The following is a 19,721-nucleotide window of genomic DNA, read 5'->3' as shown; positions in this document are numbered from 1 at the left end:
TATGAAGCAAGATTTCGCAGTAACAGTGGCACGGGTTGAAGGCGCATGGCAGGTGCGCCCCTTTGAAGACGACTTCACGAACGTGCGCACCTCCGTGAACGCGGTGCGGAACCTACGCTCCGAAGGTGCAGCATTCGCCCTGCTCTGCGTAGACAACGACTATTTTGTGATCGTGCGGCCCACACCTACCCGCGTCCAATTCTTGCTTTCCGACGCCACCGCCGCGGCCGAAGACGACTTTGCCGCCGATATCCTCGACGAGCTGGACGTAGACATCCCAGACGCCGATGAAGAGCCATACGCCGAAGGTGACTTTGACATCCTCGCCGACCTTGGCGTGAGTGAACAAGTGATGCAAGTGATCACCGACGAAATCGACTGGTGGGCATCCGAACAGCTCCTACGCATCGCGGAAGAGCTGGGCTTTGAAGACGAGCTCGCTGACCTCTAGTGAGTCCTGTGCTGCCCACTCCGGCTGGCCAAGCCCAAGCCGAAACCTGGATGCGGGAGGCCATCGCGCACGCGCGCACCACACCCCCTGCCGACGTCCCCTGCGCCGCCCTCATCTACGGCCCCGAAGGAAACGTACTGGCGCGGGCTACCAACCGCAGGGAAACCGACCATGACCCCACCGCCCACGCCGAGGTCCTTGCGATCCGGCAGGCCGTGCGGGCGTTGGGCGCAGGTTGGCGCCTTGAGGACTGCACGCTAGTAGTCACTTTGGAGCCCTGCACGATGTGCGCGGGCGCCCTTGTTGGCGCCCGCGTAGGCGCACTCGTATTCGGCGCCTTTGAACCCAAAACGGGTGCCGTGGGATCCGTGTTCGACGTCATCCGCGACCCCATGGCCCTCCATCACATGAACGTCCGAGGCGGCGTGCTGGAACACGAATGCGCCCAACTCCTCAGGGACTTCTTCGCCGAAGTGCGTGGCGGTGCTGGTGGTGATTTGCCGCCTTTGTAGGCACTCCGTTAGGCTGATCGGCGGTGGCGTGTCCGAGCGGCCGAAGGTGCTCGCCTCGAAAGCGAGTGTTGGGTAACCCCCAACCGCGGGTTCAAATCCCGCCGCCACCGCGTTTATTTTCAAACCCCAGGGCACCGTGAACAAAACGGTGCCCTGGGGCTTCCTCGTACGGGGTTCGGCTGGGGTTTGGCTGGCGGGATATGATTCTTTGGCAGTTCTGGGCTAAAAGTCGATGGCTTAAAGTCGATAGCCCGTGGCGTTGGTCGATAGGGCGGCGATTTTCGGGGAAATTTGGGTGGTATCGACCTTAAGGTATCGACCTACGCGCCCTATCGACCAACGCGCCAACCCCCGCAACCCCCACCCGGCCCCGCCAACCCCAGCAAAATGCCATTTTCCCTAGCCGTAGTAGGCTGGCTACTTGGAACAACGCGCGCCACTTGGGACCCGCCCGGTAACACAACACACAGCCGGTGCACACCGGCGCGCGAATTGATTGTGAATAAGTGTGAATAAGGGAGCCTAGGGAGTAGTGGCTGATTTTCTTTACCGCCTTGGAAGGTGGTCGTTTCGCGCGAAGTGGTTGGTGATTACTGCGTGGGCGGTGTTGCTGGCGGCTGTGGGCGGCTCGGCACTCGCGTTCCAGCAGGGGTATAACGACGTCTTTGAGATCAACGACACCCCCGGCGCCCGCGCGTTTGAGCTGTATGCGGAAAACTTCCCGGATGCGGATAACCCCATGACCGCTGCCGGCGTGACGGTGGTGTTTGCCGCCCCGGAGGGGCAGCGCCTGGACGACCCACAGAATGAGCAGGCCGTGCAGGACGTGGTGGATAGCCTCGAGGCGAACGTAGACGGCCTTGTGCCTGGTCAGCGCTTCGGTAATCCGCTTACGCTTAGCCCACAGCTTGAGCAGATGGTGGTGGAGCAGAGCACTGCGTCCGGCCTACCGGAGGAGTTGGCCCTGGCGGATGCCGCGAACCTCAGCTTGGTTAGTGCAGATGGCCGGATCGCCTACACCGCATTTGACCTGGACGTCGCGCTTCCTGCGGACGTCACCCAGGAACAGCGCGATGCCATTACCGCCGCCATGGATGTGGGCCGCGCCGAGGGCCTGCAGGTGGAGGCCGGTGGGGCGGGTTTTGGTGACCCGATTGTGATTGAGTCCACCTCGGAAATCATCGGCATTGGCGTGGCAGCCGTGATCCTGGTGGTCACGTTCGGTTCCTTTGTTGCCGCAGGCCTGCCGCTGATCACCGCGATTGTGGGCGTGGGCCTGGGGTCGCTGCTGGTTACGTTGATGACGGCGTGGGTTTCCCTGAACAACGTCACCCCGGTGTTGGCAGTGATGTTGGGTTTGGCGGTAGGCATCGACTATGCCCTGTTCATCCTCTTCCGCTTCCGCCGCGAGCGCCACGATAAACCCCTTGAGGAAGCCGCCGGCATTGCCACTGGTACGGCTGGCTCCGCGGTGGTGTTCGCTGGCCTCACGGTGATCATTGCGCTGGTGGCGCTCGGGTTGGCGCAGATTCCATTCCTCACCTACATGGGTATCGCCGCCGCCGTCACGGTGGCGCTGGCCGTGATGGTGTCTCTCACCCTGGTCCCGGCTCTGCTCGGTGTGCTGGGTGAGCGCACGTTTGCACTGCGTATCCGCAAGGGTCGCACCCCCTCAACTGATCCAACGAACCCCACCAAAACCATGGGCCGGGCTTGGGCGAACTTTGTGCAGAAGCATCCGGGTGCGGTCCTCACTGCCTGCGTGATTGGCCTGGGAGCGCTTTCTTTGCCAATCGCCCAGCTCCAGCTCTCCTTGCCCTCCGATACTCAGGCTGACCGCGGGACCACCCAGCGAGCGTCGGCAGAGCTTTTGGCGGAAGGCTTCGGCCCCGGTATTAACTCACCGTTCCTGGTGATTGTGGATGGGCATGAAGCGCGTGCCGACGCCCCCGCGTTGGAGCCGTTGGTGCGCGCCCAGCGGGAGGGCGCTGAGGCAGCGGGGCAGGAGTTTGATCCACAGGTTGCCGCAGCGCAGAGCACGTTTTCTTATGTCGTGCAGAAATTCTCCACGGTGCAGGGTGTGAAGCATGTGCAGATCGTGGGCCAAAGTGAGGATGGGCTGGCGGCGCAGCTTCTGCTCACCCCGGAAAGCGCGCCGGAGGACCCGGCAACCAATGAGCTCATCTCCGCATTGCGCCTGCAAGAGCCGCAAATCCAGGAGGCCACCGGCGCGGAAACTGGCATCACGGGTTTGGTGCCGGTGCAGCAAGACATCACCAACCGCCTCGCGGAAGTGATGCCGCAATATCTGGGGATCGTGGTGGGCTTGGCGGTGTTGCTGCTCATGATCGTGTTCCGCAGCTTCTGGGTGCCGATTGTGGCGGGTGCCGGATTCCTGCTGTCCGTGGGTGCCGCCTTTGGCGTGACCGTGGCGTTCTGGCAGGAGGGCCTGTGGGGGCTGGTGCCAACGCCTGGGCCGATCATCGCGTTCATGCCGATCTTCCTTATTGGCGTGTGCTTTGGTTTGGCAATGGATTATCAAGTGTTCTTGGTTTCTGCCATGCGTGAGCACTTCTCCAGCAATGATGGGGACGCTATCCGCCCAGGCACGCTGCTGAACGCCACTGAGGAGTCTGTGGTGGAGGGCTTCGCCAAGTCGGCGCGGGTAGTCACCGCCGCTGCACTCATCATGATTGCGGTGTTCGTTGCGTTCATTGGCCAGCCAATCCCGTTCATCAAAATCTTCGGCTTTGCACTGGGCGCGGGCGTGCTCTTTGACGCCTTTGTGATCCGCATGGCCTTTGTGCCAGCCGCGATGTTCCTCATGGGGCACCGCACCTGGCATATGCCAAAGTGGCTGGATAAGATCCTGCCGCACCTTGACGTTGAAGGCCACAAGCTACAAAAGGAGCACAGCCGCGCATGACCAATCAAGATACTTCCTTTACGCTCGGAACTGAGCTTCACGCAGACGGGCAGCCGGGGTCCGGGCGCCACGGCCGCACCGGGATCATCCACACCCCTCATGGAGACATCCACACCCCTGCGTTTATCCCGGTTGCCACCAAGGCCACGGTGAAAACGCTCACCCCAGAGCAGGTGCGCCAAACCGGCGCGCAGGCCATCCTCTCCAACGCGTACCACCTGTACTTGCAGCCGGGCCCAGACATTGTGGATGAGGCCGGCGGCGTTGCCGCATTTGAGCACTGGGACGGCCCAACCTACACCGATTCCGGCGGCTTCCAGGTGATGAGCCTCGGCGTGGGCTTCAAAAAGGTGCTGGCAATGGACACCAAGGGCTTGGATCAAAGCGACATCGTGGCGCAGCGATCCAAGCGCATGGCAGTGGTGGATGAGGATGGCGTGGATTTCCGCAGCGTCATTGACGGCTCCAAGCACCGCTTCACCCCAGAGGTAAGCATGCAGATCCAACACCAACTTGGCGCAGACATCATGTTCGCCTTCGACGAACTCACCACCCTCGTAGACACCCGCTCCTACCAGGAAAGTTCCGTAGAACGCACCCACCGTTGGGCGCGGCGCTGCCTCATCGAACATGACCGCCTCACCCGCGAACGCACCGGCAAACCCCTCCAATCCCTCTGGGGCGTGGTGCAGGGCGCGCAGTACGAGGACCTCCGCAGGCAAGCCGTGCGTGGACTGCTGGAGCTAGATAAGGAAGCTACCGACGCAGGCAGGCGTGGCTTCGGGGGGTTCGGCATCGGCGGCGCCCTGGAAAAGGAGAACCTGGGAACCATTGTGGGTTGGGTCTGCGATGAGCTGCCCAAGGACAAGCCCCGCCACCTGCTGGGCATTTCCGAGCCGGATGACCTTTTTGTTGCCGTGGAGGCCGGGGCAGACACTTTTGATTGTGTGGCCCCAACCCGCCTTGGCCGCCGCGGAGGCGTGTACACCCTGGATGGCCGCATGAACCTCACCGCCGCCCGTTTCAAGCGCGACTTCCGCGGTGTAGACGAGGAATTTGGCGGCTACGTTTCTGAAAACTACTCCCGCGCCTACATCCACCACCTGCTCAAAGCCAAGGAGTTCCTCGCCGGTACGCTGTGCACCATGCACAACCTGCAGTTCATGATCACCCTGGTGGACAACATCCGGGAAAGCATCAACGGCGGCTACTACGAGGACTACAAGCGCGAGTTCATGGGGCGCTACTATGCCTCCAAGCGAGGCAGCTAGCTCTGGTGAAATTCGCGCACATAAGCGCCAAAACCTGGGGCAGTGAAACTGAGCTTGCCCCAGTGCTCTATCCCGGTGGGAGGTCCTATACGAACCTATACATTGCCCAATGTATAGGAAAGTATCGGATGGCCACCTGGGAAAATGGTGAAAATGGCCAAAAAATCAGACCTATACATTGCCCAATGTATAGGAATGTATAGGTCGGTAACAGTACCCCTGAACCCCCATGGAGCCATGCCTTTGGGCGTGCGGGAGGGGAGCGTCGGAACGCGCTTTACAGCACTTGCCCTTCCTGCCTCGCTTCAAGGTAGGGCTCGCGGCGCTTCACCCACCCGATCACCTGGTAGGTCACTGGCATGACGAGCACCTCGATGAGGGTTTTCCACACGAAGCCCACCACAACGTAATTCACCAGGTCGCTGGCGGTGGCGATGCCGATCACGGGGGCGGCGATGAGGCAGAACACCAGGGTGTCACCGAACTCGCCCACGATTGTGGAGCCGATCAGCCGCCGCCACAGGCCACGTTCACCGCTGCGCTGTTTCATACGGGTGAGCACCCAAGCGTTGAGGAGCTGGCCCAGCGCATAGCCCGCCAGCGAGGCCACCACGATCTGCGGCACCAGGCCTAACGTTGCGGCAAAGGCCTCCTGCCCTTCGTAGAAGTCTGCGGCGGGCAGCCAAATAGCTACATAAAATGCCGCGACCGCCAGTAGCGTCACCCCGAAACCTGTCCAGATGGCGCGCCGGGCTGCGCGGAAGCCAAAGCATTCGCTGAGGACGTCGCCTAGCACATAGGCGGCGGGGAAGAGGAAGAAGGCGCCGTCGGTGACCAGCGGCCCAATTGTCACGCCTTTGGTGGCGGTGATGTTGGAGATGAGGAAAATGCTCACAAACAGCGTGACCAGCACGGGGTACACACTGTGTTGGACGGGGATGTAGCGGGGTTGTTGAGTCACCCGTACATAGTGGCACACCAGTTGGCCTGAAGGAGACTGTGCACTTCGGGTTACACTGGCCCACATGACTGGAGCAGGTAGATACGCGCCCTCACCCAGCGGCGACCTCCACTTTGGCAACCTCCGCACCGCCGTCCTGGCGTGGCTGTGGGCCCGCAGCACCGGCCGCGCATTCCTCATGCGCGTGGAGGACGTGGACACACAGCGCAGCTCCATGGACTCCGCCGAACGCCAACTAGAAGACCTTGCCACCCTCGGCCTGGACTGGGACAGCGTCTCCTACCAGCATGAACGCCACGAGCTGTACCAGGGGGCGCTGGCCAGACTGCCGCACTATGAATGCTTCTGCTCCCGCAAAGACATCCAGGAAGCCTCCCGCGCGCCGCACGCCATCCCCGGCTCTTACCCCGGCACATGCAGGGAGCTTTCCGACGTCGCCAAGGCCCGCAAGCGCGCCGAGCTCGCAGCGCAAGGCAGGGTCCCAGCTCTTCGGCTCCGCGCCGAAGTGACCGAATGGACAGTGCACGATGAATTGGTGGGGGAGTACCGCGGCGAGGTAGATGACATGATCCTGCGCCGAGGAGGCCACACCCCCGACTGGGCCTACAACCTGGCCGTTGTGGTGGACGATTCCGCCCAGGGCATCGACCAAATAGTCCGCGGCGACGACCTCCTCCCCTCCACCCCGCGCCAGGCGTACCTCCTCCACCTCCTGGGCCAACCCACGCCCACCTACGCCCATGTGCCCCTGGTGCTCAACGAGCAGGGAAAACGCCTGGCTAAGCGCGATGGTGCGGTGACCCTGCGTGAAATGCTCTCCCCTCATGAACAAACCAGCGTTGGTGTTGCTGCTGTGGTGCGGCTGATGTGTGAAAGCCTCGACATGCCGCAGGTGGACACGGTGCCTGAAATGCTGGAGCATTTTTCACCTGCGGACCTGCCGCGCGAGCCATATGTGTGGCGCGCATAAACAAAACCCGCCTCGCGTGTGATGCGGGGCGGGCAGGCGGGGCGGGCGGAAACGCGACAATTAGGCGTTGCTGTTGGTATTGGTTGGTGGGACCACACCCATTTCTGCATTTGGGCGCATACCACCCATGCCGCGGCCATCCATTCCTGTACCCGTTCCGGCAGCAGCCTGGCCGGCGGTAACGTTGGTGCCATTCACGGAGTAGGATTCGCCGGTGGTGATTTCAGGTGAGGAGTACTGCACCATTTGGAAGTTCTTGATTGCCTCAACTTCCGCCAGTACCGCGCCGGCACTATCAGTGATGGTGATTGTGTCACCGGCGCTTCCCTGCACGCCAGCGGAAAGCCATCCTTGCCCACCGGTGTTGGGGTTCACGGCCATACCTGCGGAGCCAATGGTGATGAGCTCACCACCGGTAATGGAGTAGGTTCCGTTCACATCTATGCTGCCATTGCCGGAATTTTCAGGGCCGTGCACCACGGTGGTGCCGCCAGTGATGGTGAGGTCACCGTTCGAATCCAGGCCGTCGCCACCGGCATTGATAGTCACCTCGCCGCCAGAGATCGTGACCTGCTCACCGGAGGACTGATCCATGCCGCCCATGCCGCCCATGCTGCTAGGGGAGTTCGTGTTTGCGGTCGCGCTGGCTGCGTCGGTAGTGCCAGATGCGAGTGCCTCGGCGGAGGTGTAGCCGGAGCCATTGATGGCGTCGTCGGTGGAGGCGAGGTTGATGGTGCCTGCACTGATGGTGATGAGGCCGCCTTCCAGCGCTTCGTTGGATTTGGTGACGTCAACGTTGGCGCCGTCGAGCACGGCGGCAACCTCCGCGTGGATGCCGTCATCATCGCTGGCTAGGGTGAATGTGCCACCACTGAGGCGCAACGCACCGTTAGAATGAAGGGCGTCATCGGTGGAGGTGACTTCCACGGTGCCGCCGGAGGTGAGCAGATAGGTGCCGGCCTTGATGCCTTTGGAGGAGACGTCTTGGCTGGTGTCGCCGTTCGTGGTGATTGTGCTGTTGCCGCCGGTGAGGACGGCGTCCGTGGAGGCGTCAATGCCGTCGCCGCTGGCCGTGAGTGTGATATCGCCCCCGGAGATGTGGACGTAGCCCTGCGTGAGGTCATCGGTTTGGTCGGACTTCAGGGCGTCACCGCCGCTGGTTACGTTGATGGTGCCGCCGCTGATGGTTAGGGAATCGTTGCCCTCCAAGCCATCGTCGCCGGCTTTGACGGTGACCGTGCCGCCGAGAATTACCAGGTCGTCGGCGCTCTTGATGCCGTCTTCAGCGGCGTCTAGCTCAAGGGAGCCGCTGCCGGTGACCGTGAGGTCGGACTCCGCCTGGATGGTGCCCTTCACGGTGCTGCTGCCCTCAAGGACGATCGCAACGTCATCCGCCGCAGTGACCGTGATGTCCCCGGTAACATTTGCATTGTCCACAATCAAAGTGACTTGTTGGTCTGCTGCATTGATTTCCACGCCGGTGCTATCACCGCTGATGCGGTAGGTGCCGCCGGAGGTGATCGTGCCGCTGACCTCTTGTGCACCCGAGGTGCTGCCCTCATATACGCTGGCCTGCGCGTTTTCCGAAAGCGCTTCAGCAGCAGTTGGGGGATTTCCGACGCCCCACGCGCCGCTCGTGGCCACCGCCTGCGTGGTACTTGTGGCGAGTGCGCTGGTTTCTGAGGTTTGGGTGGTGTTCGGTGCAGCGGTGCACGCCGACAGTGCGATGGTGGCTGCGAAAGCGGTGCTGAGTAGGGAAGTGTGGATTGGGAGGCGTTTCATTGTGTGCAATTCTTTCTGTGATTTGGTGGGTGAGTTACTTGAGTTATTTGAATGACTGCTCGATGATGCGGTGCCAGCGATTCCGCGGCAGGGTGGGATCTAAAGCCGCCATCCCGGTGCCGAACTTGGAAATCTTTTGTGGGCGGTGGCCGTATGCCCATAACAGGCGATCCAACTGCGAGGGGCTGGCACCGGACTTGGTTTCAAAGATCGCCATGTCCGGGCAATCCAGGTAGGCGCCCTGGTGATTGGCCCAGTCCAGTTCCGTATCAATGGTGGCTCGGCCTACTCCGTCCGCCATGAGCAGGGTGCTGCGGTTGTAGCTGCCCCAAAGCACTGGATGCAAGTCCCAGGCGGTGTTGGCGTCCATGCCCGCCAGCTCCAGCTTGCTGCCGAGCCAGGGAATGACGTCCGGGAGGAGTTCGTCGGACATTGCTGCCTCAAAGTTGTACGGGATGCGCTCTTTGACCGTCACCCCCCTGGGGCCTGTGCCCTTGACCTCAAGGAATGCGATCTTGGAATCCACGTAGCTGCGGGTGCGAACTTTGAACTTTCGCCGCCGAGGCCTGGCCGCCATGTAGAAACTAGTGAGCCCTGGGGTGTCAAAGTAAGTTGAGCGATACGCCTGTGGCGCCTTTTGGTTGTGCACAAGGGTTTTGGTGTTTGGGTCCAGTCCTTGGATGATCCGCTGTACCTCGCCGCGTGGTAGGACGTACTTGCGGTCCACCCTGGTGAGCATCGCTGCCTGGCTGATGAGCTCCTCGAGGCTGATGGGTTGGAGTTCGGAGAAATCGAGGGCGGTGGAGTGGGCTGTACTAAGCATTGGTCAACTCCGGGTGAGCTGGAAGGGTTTGCTTGCGATCAGTAACAACCTCGACGAGGGTGATGTCATTGACCAGGTCCAGGCGAAGCACATTGGCATGCTTGACCTTCTGCCCGAGCACGCGCTCCAGCTCCTGAACGAGCTCGGTGTGGTCCGTGATCGCGTGGTCCAGATTCACCTCCTGGCGCTGGCCTCCAAAGGAGGCGACCATTCGTGTATCCGCCACGGCCAGCACAAGCACGATGAGTGCGATCATTGCTATTGCCAGTATGGACGCGGCTTGCGTGAGGCCGCAGATGAGGCCGATCGCCAGGGCTGCAAAGTAGTACGCCACCTCGCGCTGGCTGATTTCTGAGCTACGCAAGCGGATGATCGAAAGTACACCGAACAACCCGAGGCCCAAACCTGCGCCTACCGAAGAAGTAGCAAGCACCTGCGACACCGCAAGCACACCCACGTTCACACCCAGGAAGGCGACCACGAGGTCTGCACGGCGGTGACGTGGGAAATAAATGGCGAACACGAGGGTGGAGATTGCAAGGAGGTCGATGAGAATCATGATGGGGGACATCGTGATTGGCCTTTCTAAAACCATGCGGAGGATTTCCGCGGATCAAATGCAGCGGATGCTGTCTGTCTCTGGGAATGAGTTTGGCTTTGCTTGCTTAGGGGACCCTGGGTTTGGGTACAAAAAACCGTGGTGGGTGACCGGACGTTTTATCGTCGCAGGTGAGGGTATGTTTTTGTGGTGGGAGAGTGGGGTGGAGGGTATCTGTATGGGCGTGATTGTGTGTTTGTTTGCGTCCGTTTAGTTGGGTTTCTGGGAGTCGGCTGGGAGCGTTAAGGGATTTTCTAGATGTTTGGAGGGGGCGGTTCGCCGTGAGAGGCGGTTAGAAGTGTTTGCAACTGCCTTTTGCTCAAAGTTCTCACCGTCTTGGTTCAGTTTCGGTATGAACGTGAAGCGAAATGGGCCGAGTCTGAGCGTTGGTCGAAGGCTAAAAGTCGTTAGCTCGTGGCGTTGGTCGAAAGGGCGGGCGATTTTGGGGATTTTCGGGTGGTATCGACTTTAAGCTCTCGACCTACGGGTCCTATCGACCTCCACCCCGAGCGCCCCTCAGCGCGCCAACACTCTCCACCCCACACTCTCAACGAGGTGATGAATAGCAAAACCCGGCTCCCTTATTTCAAGGGAGCCGGGCGGCAAATGTGCGGAGGATGTGGGATTTGAACCCACGAGGGTCGTGAAACCCGCACGCGTTCCAGGCGTGTGACATAGGCCGCTAGTCGAATCCTCCAGCGTTCACAGAAGTCACTTCCGTGTACTGGAAAGACAATACACAACCTGGCCATTGCTACACAAATCACCAGTATTACCGGAGGAAACGGAGGGAAAGTTGAGGGGTTCCGTCGGTTTCCGCTAGGGTGAGTGGCAGGACTTCGCATGGCGTGTATCCCATGAACTCCCCCAGGGCAGGAATGCAGCAAGGGTCAGTGGGCTCTGGCGGGTGTGCGGAGTCCCCTTTTTTATGCGTGGCCGCTACCCGCCCTCAAACCTCACCGATCCGGCTGACTAATTCCCCTACGCAGTCTAGAGTTGGAGAGAAAAGCTCGATCCGGGTTGCTCGGCGTCAAGGGCCCAAAAACGGCCCATTGATGAAGAGGGCCCGGAAGGACCGGAAGGACTCACAATTATGGCAGTCGCTGATTTGAATCTTGATGACCTCCGCGCGGAATATGAGCAGCTCAAGGCTAAGAACTTGAAGCTGGATCTCACCCGCGGCAAGCCATCAAGTGAGCAGTTGGATTTTTCCAATGCGCTGTTAAGCCTTCCGGGGGAGAACTTCAAGGCCAAGGATGGCACTGATTGCCGCAACTACGGAGGCTTGGTTGGCATCCCGGATATTCGGGAGATGTGGGCACAGGCTTTGGGTTTGCCGGCGGAGAACGTGATCGCTGGAGATGCCTCGAGCCTCAACATCATGTTTGACATGATTAGCTGGGCATACATCTTTGGCACCAACGATTCGCAGCAGCCGTGGTCCAAGGAGGAAACCGTGAAGTGGATCTGCCCGGTGCCAGGCTACGACCGCCACTTCACCATCACCGAGCACTTTGGCTTTGAGATGATCACGGTGCCTCTCAACGACGAGGGCCCGGACCTGGACGCCGTGCGCGAACTGGTGAAGGATCCCCAGGTCAAGGGTATGTGGTGCGTGCCAGTGTTTGGCAATCCGACCGGCATCACTTTCTCTGAGGCCACCTGCCGCGCCCTTGCGGAGATGGAAACTGCCGCACCGGATTTCCGCATCGTGTGGGACAACGCCTACGCGCTGCATACCCTCACGGACGAGTTCCCCATCAACCACAATGTGCTGGAGTTCGCAGCTCAGGCGGGCAATCCAAACCGATTCTGGTTCATGAGCTCCACCTCCAAGATCACGCACGCGGGTGCGGGTGTGTCCTTCCTGGCAACGAGCACGGACAACCTGAAGTGGTACGAGTCCCATGCGAGCGTGCGCGGCATTGGCCCAAACAAGATCAACCAGCTCGCTCACGCCCAGTTCTTTGGCAACGTGGACGGCATCAAGGCTGTTATGCAGAAGCATGCCGGCAGCCTTGCGCCGAAGTTCGCGCGCGTCCTGGAGATCCTGGAGCACCGCTTGGGCGGCAAGGATGTGGCCACCTGGTCCAATCCAACCGGCGGCTACTTCATTTCTGTGGACGTGGTTGATGGCACCGCTTCCCGCGTGGTGGAGCTGGCCAAGGAGGCCGGCATCGCGCTGACGGGCGCCGGTTCCTCTTTCCCGCTGAAGCAGGACCCGCGGAACCGCAACATTCGCCTCGCGCCTTCGCTGCCTCCGGTTGAGGAGCTCGAGGTGGCCATGGACGGCTTTGCTACCTGCGTGCTGTTGGCTGCGGCCGAAAAGGCGCAGGCGTAGGGCGCGCAGCATGGATGTAGCGGCCAGCTTGGAGTGGCAACAGGGCTTCTTCCCCGGCGAGCTTGAGCAGGTGGAAGAGGCTCCCTTCGCCCTGGCGTCCACGCGTATCGACGACACCACGTTGGTCACCACCCTGGATTTCCAACATGTGGACTCCGGGCTGGAAGCAATGGGGTTGGATGTGCGCGCGGAGGTCTTCGCCCTTTCCACTGAGCCGCTGCCGCCGGTTGCCGCCGTGGTGCGTGAGGCATGTGAGCTCGTGGCCGCGTCGAACTTTGCAATTTCCGCGCAGCCCGGAACGATCTTGCCCGCGCTGGCCGATTTTGCGCGCCTGCCGGGGGAGATCACAGCCCGCCACGGCCTGTTTATTGCGCCCTCTACCTGGGAGGAAGGCGTGCCGCAGGTGGTGGAGGAAGGTCGGATGGTGCTGATGTTGCAGCTCATCATGCTCACGCAGGCGGAGTTTGAGTTTGCGCTCACGCACAGCGCGCAGGAGCTGTTGGCAAAAATTGCCTCTGAGCAGGTGCCGGTGCTGGATTGGCGCAGAAGTCCATAGGGTTCAGTAGGCTTTACAAGCGTGGCACTGTATCGCAAGTATCGTCCGGGTTCTTTCGCTGAGGTTGTGGGCCAGGAGCAGGTGACTCGGCCGCTGTCCGTGGCGTTGGATAGTGGCAGGATCAACCATGCGTACCTGTTCTCCGGGCCGCGTGGCTGCGGCAAGACTTCCTCCGCGCGCATTTTGGCGCGTTCGTTGAACTGCGAGCAGGGGCCTACGTCCACGCCTTGTGGCGTGTGTAATTCTTGTGTGTCGCTGGCGCCGAACGGCCCCGGCAATTTGGACGTGACGGAGCTCGACGCCGCCAGTAACAACGGCGTGGAAGACATGCGTGAGCTGCGCGATCGTGCGGTGTATGCCCCGGCGGAGTCGCGCTACCGCATCTTCATCATCGACGAAGCCCACATGATCACCACCTCCGGCGCCAACGCGCTGCTCAAGATCGTGGAGGAACCCCCAGAGCACCTGATCTTCATCTTTGCCACCACCGAACCCGAAAAGGTGATTGGCACCATCCGCTCGCGCACCCACCACTACCCATTCCGCCTGCTCACCCCGCAGGCGATGCGCGGGCTGATCGAGCGCACCGTGGCCGGCGAGGGCGCCCAGGTGGAAGACTCCGTATTTCCGCTGGTGATCCGCGCAGGTGGCGGCTCCCCGCGTGACACCCTCTCCGTCCTCGACCAACTCCTGGCCGGCTCCGGCCCCGAGGGACTTACCTACGAGCATGCCCGAATGCTGCTGGGTGCTACCGATGAAACGCTTCTCGACGCGGCCACCGAAGCACTTTCCTCAGGCGATCACGCGGGCTTGTTCACCACGGTGGACAAGGTGATTGAGGCAGGTCTCGACCCCCGCCGCTTCGCCTCTGACCTGCTGGACCGCTTCCGTGACCTCATGGTGCTCCAGGCGGTGCCCGACGCCTTCACCCTTGGCCTGGTGGATGCCCCCACAGACCGCGCGGACATCCTGCGCGCCCAAGCGGAGGCCTTTGCCCCTGGCGAAACCGCCCGCCTAGCCGCCATCGTGAACGACGGCCTCTCCGACCTCCGAGGCGCCACCTCCCCGAGGCTGCTGCTGGAAATCCTGTGCGCCAAGATGTTGCTGCCCACCACGGGAGTGGTTGGTGTTGGTGCTGTTGGTGTTGCGGGTGCTGCAGGTGCTGGTGCTGCGGGCGTTGGTTCGGGGACTGTTGGTGGCATGGATCCGGCGAAAGCCCAGGCAGCGGCCAAGTATGACCGCGCCGCCATGCGCAAAGCCCGCGAGGAAGCGCAGCAGGCGAAAGCGCAAGATGCTGAGGCGCCGAAGGTTGAGGCGCGAGCACCGGAGCCACAGCCCGTGCCTGCGCCGCAGCCGCAACCGCAGCCGCAACCGGAAACGGCACCGCAACCGGAAAGGGCACCGGCACCGCAACCTCAGGCGGATTTGGCACCCGAACCGAAATCAGTGCCCGCACCAGAACCAGCACCGGCACCAGCGCCCGCGGCAGCACCGGCGCCAGAGCAAGCCCCCACCTCCCAGCCAGCGGACCTGGACAAGGATATTCGCGCCAAGTGGGCCGACGTGCGGGCTACCGCATTCAAGCTGAACTCCGTGACCGGAATTATGCTCACGGAAGCCAAGGTGATTGGGTTTCGTGAGGATACGTTGGTGATCGGCCACAACACGGGTGCGCTTGCGCAGCGCCTCAACGACCCCGCAAACAATGAGGTGATTGTGCGCGCAATCGAGCAGGAGCTCGGCGCGAAGATGCAGGTGGAATGCGTGGTTGGCACCAATCCTGAGCAGGTAGAAGGGGTTAAGGCAACCGCGCCGCAGAAAGTCTGGAATCCCGAGCCGAAACCGGAACCGGAACCCACACCCGCACCCACACCTACACCCGTAACCGAGCAGCGAGCGGAAGGGCAGGGGCCTGGGGACGTCGGAAATGCTGATGATTCCTGGGGAGAGCCCGCATCGCTGGGAAAAGATGAGGTTCCGCTGCCGCCTGAACCACCTGAGTTCGAGGCGCCGCCGGAACCCTACGGATATGCCGCCGATGAGGGGATGCCTCAGCCTACACCGGTGCGAACGGGCGGCAGGGTGGATTTAGGGGCTGCGCGGGAGCAGTTCCGCAAGCGTCAGGCGGAGGCGGAGGCCGCGCCGCAGGAGGCGGCCCAGGATGATCGGGAGGCCCAGGAACAGGAGATGGCTGAGCAGGCCGCCACTGAGCTGGGTGAACGCGACGCCCGCGACGCCCTCACCGTGGCCATGGACTTGGTGACCGAGGAGCTTGGCGCGCGCCGAATCTAGGTGTGTGGGTAAGCTCAAAGGCACTTGATGATCAAATAAGTGAAAGGTACTTCATGACTCAGCCGGACATGTCCCAGATCCTCGCCCAGGCGCAGCAGATGCAGGCGCAGCTTGAGGCAGCTCAGCAGGAAATCCTGGCAACCGTGGTGAGCGGTTCCGCAGGCAACAACCTCGTCTCCGTGGAGTTGCAGGGTAACGGCCAGGTGGTTGCAGTGCGAATTGACCCCCAGGTAGTGGACCCACAGGACGTGGAAACTTTGCAGGACCTCGTGATCGGCGCCTTCAATGACGCCCACGCCAACCTCGCGCAGCTCGCTGAGCAGAAGATGGGTCCGCTTTCCCAGGGCTTTGACGGCCTGATCTAGCGTTTTCGCCCGCCTGTGGACCTGCGTGGGTGCTTTCGGGGCGGGCTTTTAGGGGGTGATTGGGCGTTGGTCGAGGGCTTAAAGTCGATAGGCCGTTGCGTTGGTCGATAGGACGCCCGTTTTTGGGGAAATTGGCGTGGTATCGACCTTTAGCTATCGACCAACGCCTCCTTTCGACCAACGTGATCGCCCCCACAGCCCCAATAACACTCAATCAGCCCCGGAGCCGGGTCCGGGCCGTTCCACGAGCTCACGCAGGGCGGCCCAATGGGATTGGAAGGCGGCGCTGCCTGCGGCGGTGAGCATCACCCACACGGTGTCTTTCGCGCGAGTGGAGCCGTATTCACGGAAACGGGTGATGTAGCCGACTTGCTCCAAGGCGCCGAGGTGTTTGGAGAGGGAGGCGTTCGAAAGCTCGGTGGCGTCACGCAGCTTGGCAAACTTCATCTCTTTGCTCGGCGCGCCGCCTTGTGGATCACTCTCTACGGCGCTGAAGGCATTGAGGGCGGCGCAAATCTTGAAGCGCGCAAGGGGTGTGAGCGTTGGGTCCAGGGAACTCACTGCCTGGCCTCAGCTCGCGCCAGCCACAAGGCAGCGGCAAAGGTTCCGACGGCTACCGCCACCCGCACCGGCCACGTTGCTTCTACTGAGAGCTGCATGGCGGCAACCAACGCCAGGATGACTGCGGCACCGAACCAGGAGAGTTTGGGCCCATTCCCAACCGGTTGTCTTGCGGCATTGCGTACACCACGGGTCCGTGCGTAACCAAAATAGAAAATCAGGGCAACCGCCAGCAAGGCCCACGTGAGCCAAGGGGTGTAGAAGGGCAGCATGTACACCGCCAGCGCAAATAATGCGGCGAAGACCACGGAGGGCCACCAGCGCGGGGTGGCTTGTTGTTCAACGGTGCTGGCAAAAGCTAAGGCTTCTTGTTGTTCGCGCATTCGCATCCCCTCATGAACAGATTGCTTGTTTTCCTATATGGAAACTGTAGCGAGTCTATGGAGAGCTCACAAGGATTTGTGCATATAGTGGGGTGTTGTTTGGTTCACCGGTGACCACCATATACACGGGGAAGGAATGCATAGGCAGTGTTTGAAGGCCCAGTTCAGGATCTGATTGACGAGTTTTCTCGGCTGCCCGGCATCGGCCCTAAATCCGCACAGCGCATCGCCTTCTACCTGCTACATGTAGAACCCGCAGACATCACTCGCCTCCAGGACGCCCTGGGTGCGGTGCGTGACGGGGTGGCATTCTGCCGCATCTGCTGCAATATCTCCCGCGAGCAAGTGTGCCGCATCTGTGCGGACTCCTCCCGTGACCGCAGCACCATCTGCGTGGTGGAAGAACCCAAGGATATCCAGGTGATCGAGCGGACAGGGGAGTACAACGGGCGCTACCACGTACTCGGCGGCGCGCTGGATCCCTTGGCCAACATCGGCCCGCGGGAACTCAACATCGCGCAACTTTTGCAGCGCATCGGTGGCGCCCTGCCCGACCGCGAGCTCGCCGATTCCACCCCCGAGGCACCACTCTATGACACCGCCCCCGAGATCCACGAGGTCATCCTTGCCACTGACCCCAATACGGAAGGCGAGGCCACCGCAAGTTACCTGGCCCGCCTCCTGCGTGACTTCCCAGACCTCGTGATCTCCCGTCTGGCGTCCGGGATGCCGCTGGGCGGAGACCTGGAGTTCGTAGACGAGCTCACCCTCTCCCGCGCGCTCAGCGGCCGCTTGAAGCTCTAGCCAAGCTCACCAAGCTCACCAAACTAGCCCAATTAGGCCAGGCGCTCCCGGCGCAGCTTCTCCACAACCTCAAGATCCAGCGGGGCAAGTTCCATGAGGGGGATGCCCATGGCTCTGGCCAAAAGCAGGTCCGCGAGCTGCGGGTTGCGCGCCAGCGCGGGGCCGTGCATGTAGGTGCACACCACGCTTCCCTGCACCACGCCCTCGGCGCTGAGTTGGGAGCGATCCGCCGCTACCTCGTCTGCTCCGTACACATCCGTGTTGCCCACGCCGCGGGTCACGCGGCCAAGGGGTTGGGCATCGGGCCCCAAGATGGTTGCGCCCATATGGTTTTCAAAGCCGGTGAGCGGCTCGGTGAGCTCGGCGGTGATGCCCGCGCCGGTGGGGGTGGACTGCACTTCGCCGATGGCGCGTTTTTCCAGGGCAATGGTGGTGGCATCGATCAGACCCACGCCATCAACCACCCGGCCGCCGGCGCGGAACGACCATCCGAGTACCTGCAGGCCTGCGCAAATGCCCAACACTGGGGTGCCTTTGGCGGCTGCGCGCTGGAGTCCGCCGTCGGAAAGCAAGTGTTCCGCAGCGAGGATTTGTGCGGTGTCTTCGCCGCCGCCGAGGCAGTAGAGGTCCAGGGAGTCGGGGACGGGTTCGCCGAGGTGAATTTTGTGGATTTCGGCGTCGATGCCGCGCATGCGGGCGCGTTGGCGCAGGACGAGCGCGTTGCCGTCGTCGCCGTAGGTGCCCAAGACGTCTGGGAGGATGAGTCCAATACTGAGCATGTTAAGCCTCCTTTGCCGCCTGGAGCAGCGCCTTCTTCAGATCGCGGAACGCAGTGTAATTTGCCAAAACCTCCACCCGGCCGGGCGGGCAGGCACGGATGGCGGCAAGTGGATCAGCGATCAGCTCATGCTCCACCTCCGCGTACGTGAGCCGCACCGCCAGGTCCGTGGAGCGCTCACCGGCAGCCTTCACCGCCAACGAGCTGAGATCCTCAAACTTCACGTCCCACAGCCAGGAAAGATCCTCACCGTCAGCAACCTGGCCATTCACGGCAACCACAAGGCCCTCCGCGCTGCGATCCACCATGGACAGCGCCTCTTGCCAACCGGCGGGGTTCTTTGCGAGCAGCAGATGTACCTGGTGCTCGCCAAGCTGGATCGTGGAGTAGCGCCCGGCCACGTCATCCACCTGCTCCACCGCGCGAACAGCTTGTTCAAGAGGTATGTCAAAGCCGGCCACCGCCGCCGCGACAGCCTGCGTGGCGTTGCCACGGTTCGCGTTGCCGGGCAGCTTCAGGTTGAGTGGGATTGGCATTGCCGACGCCACCTCGTCAGACGTCTTCCCATGAGGGGAGAGGATTCCATCTGAGGTGATCACCCAATCCGGTGTGGGCCGCTCAAAACGCTCACCGGTGGGGAGGGGCTTGGCGGCGTACCAGTGCTCCCCCTCATGGACAATGTGGCCGCCGGTGCGGGGGCAGGAGACGGAGTCGCCTAACCAGCCGCCGCCTGCAGCTACCCAGATGACGTTTTTGGCGGAATAGGCAACGGAGGTGATGAGGACGTCGTCGCAGTTTGCCACCACGGTCATCTCCGGGTGCTTGCGCACGCATTCGCGCAGGGTGCGCTCGATTTTGTTGATTTCGCCCACGCGGTCTAGTTGGTCGCGGGAGAGGTTGAGCAGTACGAGGACCTTGGGGTTGAGGCGGTCTGCCACTGCCGGGACGTGTAGCTCGTCCACCTCTAGGACCACGTGGGTGGCGTTGGCGCCGGCCATCAGCGCGGAGATGATGCCCGCGTCCATGTTGTCGCCGCCCTCGTTGGTGGCCACGCGGTGCTGGGTGCGCACGGCGGAGGCGAGCATGCGCGTGGTGGTGGACTTGCCGTTGGTGCCGGTGACCAGTGCAACGGGGCGCCCGCCGCTCAAGTTTGCCATGATGTTCGGGTCGATTTTTTCTGCAACAAGCCCGCCGATCATGCCGCCGGAGCCGCGCCCAGAAATCTGCGAGGCCTTTGTTGCAAGCGTTGCCGCACCCACAGCGAGGTGCGTGCGGAGGTGGTTCAGCGGCCCGGCGCCAAAGCCGGTACGGGGAGCAAACTTCATGAGGGGAAGTCTACTCACGCAC

At 61.9% G+C, this 19,721-nt stretch carries 18 protein-coding genes, 2 tRNA genes and 1 other RNA gene; 12 read left to right on the top strand and 9 right to left on the bottom strand.

Annotated elements, in window-relative coordinates:
- The first annotated feature begins 1 nt into the window (after position 1).
- The 5 genes from NQ050_RS08530 to tgt all read left to right on the top strand — a co-directional run bounded on the left by NQ050_RS08530 (position 2) and on the right by tgt (position 5,160).
- Positions 2-451 carry a tRNA adenosine deaminase-associated protein gene (locus NQ050_RS08530; protein ID WP_257038877.1) on the top strand — a complete coding sequence of 150 codons (450 nt, stop codon included), beginning with the start codon at positions 2-4 and terminating at the stop codon, positions 449-451.
- 8 nt (positions 452-459) lie between these two features.
- Positions 460-963, top strand: a complete 504-nt coding sequence (locus NQ050_RS08525; protein WP_257038876.1) for a nucleoside deaminase — start codon at positions 460-462, stop codon at positions 961-963.
- A gap of 22 nt (positions 964-985) precedes the next feature.
- Positions 986-1,073: transfer RNA gene (locus NQ050_RS08520), tRNA-Ser, on the top strand.
- A gap of 422 nt (positions 1,074-1,495) precedes the next feature.
- A complete protein-coding gene (locus tag NQ050_RS08515) occupies positions 1,496-3,889 on the top strand; it encodes an MMPL family transporter (RefSeq protein ID WP_257038875.1) in 2,394 nt (797 codons plus the stop codon).
- On the top strand, positions 3,886-5,160 hold the full coding sequence (gene tgt, locus NQ050_RS08510) for a tRNA guanosine(34) transglycosylase Tgt (protein ID WP_257038874.1): 1,275 nt from the start codon (positions 3,886-3,888) through the stop codon (positions 5,158-5,160). The genes NQ050_RS08515 and tgt overlap by 4 nt, the downstream gene beginning before the upstream one ends.
- 277 nt (positions 5,161-5,437) lie before the next feature.
- On the opposite strand, the gene NQ050_RS08505 is transcribed toward tgt, so the two are convergent.
- On the bottom strand, positions 5,438-6,121 hold the full coding sequence (locus NQ050_RS08505) for a queuosine precursor transporter (RefSeq protein WP_257038873.1): 684 nt from the start codon (positions 6,119-6,121) through the stop codon (positions 5,438-5,440).
- 55 nt (positions 6,122-6,176) lie between these two features.
- Here NQ050_RS08505 and gluQRS point away from each other — a divergent pair, with 55 nt between their 5' ends.
- Positions 6,177-7,091, top strand: coding sequence for a tRNA glutamyl-Q(34) synthetase GluQRS (gluQRS, locus tag NQ050_RS08500; RefSeq protein WP_373456451.1), 915 nt, complete (start codon positions 6,177-6,179; stop codon positions 7,089-7,091).
- Positions 7,092-7,151: 60 nt separating this feature from the next.
- Here gluQRS and NQ050_RS08495 read toward each other — a convergent pair whose 3' ends face one another.
- The 4 genes from NQ050_RS08495 to NQ050_RS08480 all read right to left on the bottom strand — a co-directional run bounded on the left by NQ050_RS08495 (position 7,152) and on the right by NQ050_RS08480 (position 10,991).
- Entirely contained in the window at positions 7,152-8,873 is a 1,722-nt protein-coding gene (locus tag NQ050_RS08495) for a carbohydrate-binding domain-containing protein (protein ID WP_257038871.1), read from the bottom strand.
- Positions 8,874-8,916: 43 nt separating this feature from the next.
- Positions 8,917-9,696, bottom strand: coding sequence for a polyphosphate polymerase domain-containing protein (locus NQ050_RS08490; protein WP_257038870.1), 780 nt, complete (start codon positions 9,694-9,696; stop codon positions 8,917-8,919).
- On the bottom strand, positions 9,689-10,267 hold the full coding sequence (locus NQ050_RS08485; RefSeq protein WP_257038869.1) for a DUF4956 domain-containing protein: 579 nt from the start codon (positions 10,265-10,267) through the stop codon (positions 9,689-9,691). The genes NQ050_RS08490 and NQ050_RS08485 overlap by 8 nt, the downstream gene beginning before the upstream one ends.
- Positions 10,268-10,905: 638 nt before the next feature.
- Positions 10,906-10,991 (bottom strand) — tRNA-Ser (locus tag NQ050_RS08480).
- Positions 10,992-11,124: 133 nt separating this feature from the next.
- Here NQ050_RS08480 and ffs point away from each other — a divergent pair.
- The 5 genes from ffs (at position 11,125) to NQ050_RS08455 (ending at position 15,848) form a co-directional block, all read left to right on the top strand.
- An RNA gene (ffs, locus tag NQ050_RS08475) (signal recognition particle sRNA small type) lies at positions 11,125-11,221 on the top strand.
- A gap of 166 nt (positions 11,222-11,387) precedes the next feature.
- A complete protein-coding gene (locus tag NQ050_RS08470) occupies positions 11,388-12,635 on the top strand; it encodes an aminotransferase class I/II-fold pyridoxal phosphate-dependent enzyme (RefSeq protein ID WP_257038868.1) in 1,248 nt (415 codons plus the stop codon).
- Positions 12,636-12,645: 10 nt separating this feature from the next.
- Positions 12,646-13,191 (top strand): suppressor of fused domain protein, encoded by a 546-nt coding sequence (locus NQ050_RS08465; protein ID WP_257038867.1) that lies wholly within the window; start codon positions 12,646-12,648, stop codon positions 13,189-13,191.
- A 21-nt stretch (positions 13,192-13,212) separates the two neighbouring features.
- Positions 13,213-15,483 (top strand): DNA polymerase III subunit gamma and tau, encoded by a 2,271-nt coding sequence (locus NQ050_RS08460; protein ID WP_257038866.1) that lies wholly within the window; start codon positions 13,213-13,215, stop codon positions 15,481-15,483.
- Between the two features lie 53 nt (positions 15,484-15,536).
- Positions 15,537-15,848 (top strand): YbaB/EbfC family nucleoid-associated protein, encoded by a 312-nt coding sequence (locus NQ050_RS08455; RefSeq protein WP_257038865.1) that lies wholly within the window; start codon positions 15,537-15,539, stop codon positions 15,846-15,848.
- A gap of 210 nt (positions 15,849-16,058) precedes the next feature.
- Here the strand turns inward: NQ050_RS08455 and NQ050_RS08450 are convergent, their stop codons facing one another.
- Both NQ050_RS08450 and NQ050_RS08445 read right to left on the bottom strand, forming a co-directional pair.
- The gene (locus NQ050_RS08450) at positions 16,059-16,409 is read right to left on the bottom strand and encodes a transcriptional regulator (protein ID WP_257038864.1); all 351 of its coding nucleotides are present in this window, start codon (positions 16,407-16,409) and stop codon (positions 16,059-16,061) included.
- The gene (locus NQ050_RS08445) at positions 16,406-16,792 is read right to left on the bottom strand and encodes a hypothetical protein (protein ID WP_257038863.1); all 387 of its coding nucleotides are present in this window, start codon (positions 16,790-16,792) and stop codon (positions 16,406-16,408) included. The genes NQ050_RS08450 and NQ050_RS08445 overlap by 4 nt, the downstream gene beginning before the upstream one ends.
- Positions 16,793-16,939: 147 nt before the next feature.
- On the opposite strand from NQ050_RS08445, the gene NQ050_RS08440 reads away from it, so the two are divergent.
- On the top strand, positions 16,940-17,596 hold the full coding sequence (locus NQ050_RS08440; protein ID WP_257038862.1) for a recombination mediator RecR: 657 nt from the start codon (positions 16,940-16,942) through the stop codon (positions 17,594-17,596).
- 32 nt (positions 17,597-17,628) lie between these two features.
- Here NQ050_RS08440 and NQ050_RS08435 read toward each other — a convergent pair whose 3' ends face one another.
- On the bottom strand, positions 17,629-18,375 hold the full coding sequence (locus tag NQ050_RS08435; RefSeq protein ID WP_257038860.1) for a type 1 glutamine amidotransferase: 747 nt from the start codon (positions 18,373-18,375) through the stop codon (positions 17,629-17,631).
- A gap of 1 nt (position 18,376) precedes the next feature.
- Positions 18,377-19,699, bottom strand: a complete 1,323-nt coding sequence (locus NQ050_RS08430) for a MurT ligase domain-containing protein (protein WP_257038859.1) — start codon at positions 19,697-19,699, stop codon at positions 18,377-18,379.
- Between the last annotated feature and the right edge of the window lie 22 nt (positions 19,700-19,721).

Source organism: Corynebacterium sp. 122RC1, from assembly GCF_024580955.1.
Lineage (GTDB): Bacteria > Actinomycetota > Actinomycetes > Mycobacteriales > Mycobacteriaceae > Corynebacterium > Corynebacterium kozikiae.
The sequence above is the reverse complement of the archived record's forward strand: the minus strand, read 5'-3'. Positions and strand labels throughout refer to the sequence as shown.

Bases quoted from the DNA above. Each gene is read 5' to 3' on its own strand.
- NQ050_RS08485 (WP_257038869.1), bottom strand. From the start codon at position 10,267: ATGTCCCCCATCATGATTCTCATCGACCTCCTTGCAATCTCCACCCTC.
- NQ050_RS08435 (WP_257038860.1), bottom strand. From the start codon at position 18,375: ATGCTCAGTATTGGACTCATCCTCCCAGACGTCTTGGGCACCTACGGC.
- NQ050_RS08530 (WP_257038877.1), top strand. From the start codon at position 2: ATGAAGCAAGATTTCGCAGTAACAGTGGCACGGGTTGAAGGCGCATGG.
- NQ050_RS08490 (WP_257038870.1), bottom strand. From the start codon at position 9,696: ATGCTTAGTACAGCCCACTCCACCGCCCTCGATTTCTCCGAACTCCAA.
- NQ050_RS08445 (WP_257038863.1), bottom strand. From the start codon at position 16,792: ATGCGCGAACAACAAGAAGCCTTAGCTTTTGCCAGCACCGTTGAACAA.
- NQ050_RS08470 (WP_257038868.1), top strand. From the start codon at position 11,388: ATGGCAGTCGCTGATTTGAATCTTGATGACCTCCGCGCGGAATATGAG.
- NQ050_RS08465 (WP_257038867.1), top strand. From the start codon at position 12,646: ATGGATGTAGCGGCCAGCTTGGAGTGGCAACAGGGCTTCTTCCCCGGC.
- NQ050_RS08455 (WP_257038865.1), top strand. From the start codon at position 15,537: ATGACTCAGCCGGACATGTCCCAGATCCTCGCCCAGGCGCAGCAGATG.
- tgt (WP_257038874.1), top strand. From the start codon at position 3,886: ATGACCAATCAAGATACTTCCTTTACGCTCGGAACTGAGCTTCACGCA.
- NQ050_RS08430 (WP_257038859.1), bottom strand. From the start codon at position 19,699: ATGAAGTTTGCTCCCCGTACCGGCTTTGGCGCCGGGCCGCTGAACCAC.
- NQ050_RS08495 (WP_257038871.1), bottom strand. From the start codon at position 8,873: ATGAAACGCCTCCCAATCCACACTTCCCTACTCAGCACCGCTTTCGCA.